Annotated in this window: 2 protein-coding genes; both read left to right on the top strand. The window is 72.8% G+C overall.

Going from position 1 to position 1,339, the window contains the following annotated elements:
* The first annotated feature begins 75 nt into the window (after nt 1-75).
* The gene (locus AB0B45_RS51490) at nt 76-957 is read left to right on the top strand and encodes a PhzF family phenazine biosynthesis protein (protein ID WP_358146392.1); all 882 of its coding nucleotides are present in this window, start codon (nt 76-78) and stop codon (nt 955-957) included.
* The coding region (locus tag AB0B45_RS51485) for a hypothetical protein (protein ID WP_358146390.1) at nt 954-1,339 on the top strand (386 nt) is incomplete at its 3' end. The genes AB0B45_RS51490 and AB0B45_RS51485, both read left to right, overlap by 4 nt.

Raw genomic sequence — 1,339 nt, 5'->3', positions numbered from 1 at the left:
TCCATAAGCAAGCATTATGCCTGCCACGCGATTATCGGCGTTCTCAATGAGCGGCCGCGTCCCTACGCTGGCCGCATGACCGGTTATCACCACGTCGACGTCTTCGCCGACCGGCCCTACACGGGCAACAGCCTCGCGGTCTTCGTCGACCCGCCGCAGCTCGACGCGGAGCGGATGCTCCGCGTGACGCAGGAACTCCGGCACTTCGAAACGATCTTCGTGCGCAGGCAGGACGCTCCCGGCGTCGTGCGGGCCCGCGTGTTCGACCTGCTGGAGGAGCTCGACTTCGCCGGGCACCCGGTGCTGGGAGCGGCGGCCGTCCTGCACGAGCGGGCAGGCGCCAAGCCGGGCGAGGAGCGGGCGTGGACGTTCGAGCTGAAGGCAGGGACCGTGCGCGTCACCACCTACGGCGAGCGGCCAGGCCAGGTGTCCGCGCTGCTGGACCAGGGACGTCCCGTGTTCGTGCCGGAGAAGGCCCCGCTGGAGCGGGCGGCCGTCGCCGAGGCGTTCGGCCTGGCCGAGGACGACCTCGACGCCGGACTGCCGCTGGAGATCGTCTCCACGGGCCTGCGCTACCTCATCGTCGCGGTGCGCGACGGCGACGCGCTGGCCAGGGCCCGTATCCGCCACCCCGACCTCGGCGGAGTACTGGAACGGCTGGGCGCACAGTTCGCCTACGTCCTCGACGCGGGGGCGGTCGAGGGCAGGCACTGGAACAACGACGGCGTCCTGGAGGACGTCGCCACCGGCAGCGCCGCCGGCTGCGTGGCGGCCTACCTCCTGCGGCACGGACGGGCCCGCGACGGCCAGGAGCTCTCACTGGCGCAGGGACGCTTCACCGGACGGCCCAGCAGGATCGCCATCACCGCCCACGGGACGGCCGACGACGTGCGGCGCGTCACCGTCGGCGGCGGCGTGGCGTCCGTCGGCACCGGCTCGTTGCGGGTCCTGCCGTGAAGGTGTACAGCGCGGACGCGGGTCCTGCCGTGAAGGTGTACGGCGCGGACGCCATCAGGGCCGCCGTCGGCCTGGACGACCTCGTCGAGCCGGTGGCGAGGGTCTTCGCCGACTTCAGCGACGGGCTGGGCGAGGCGCCGATCACGGTGTTCGCGCCCGCAGGCGACCTGGGCGACGTGCACGTCAAGTCGGCGTGGATGCCGGGCCGGTCCGTGTTCACGGTCAAGGTGGCGGCGTGGTTCGCCGCCCGAGCGACCGGCGGCCTGTCGCCGTCCAGCGGGTTCGTCGCCGTCCACGACGCGACCACCGGGGACCTGCGCGCGCTTCTCATGGACGGGCACCACCTCACCGACGTCCGCACCGCCGCGGCGGGAGCGGTGGC

Source organism: Nonomuraea sp. NPDC049152 (assembly GCF_040648355.1).
Taxonomy (GTDB): domain Bacteria; phylum Actinomycetota; class Actinomycetes; order Streptosporangiales; family Streptosporangiaceae; genus Nonomuraea.
Note: the sequence above shows the minus strand (reverse complement) of the source record. Positions and strands in the feature narration are given on the sequence as shown.

What these genes read in the sequence shown, in the direction of transcription:
- AB0B45_RS51490 (WP_358146392.1), top strand. Translation starts at nt 76, where the DNA reads ATGACCGGTTATCACCACGTCGACGTCTTCGCCGACCGGCCCTACACG.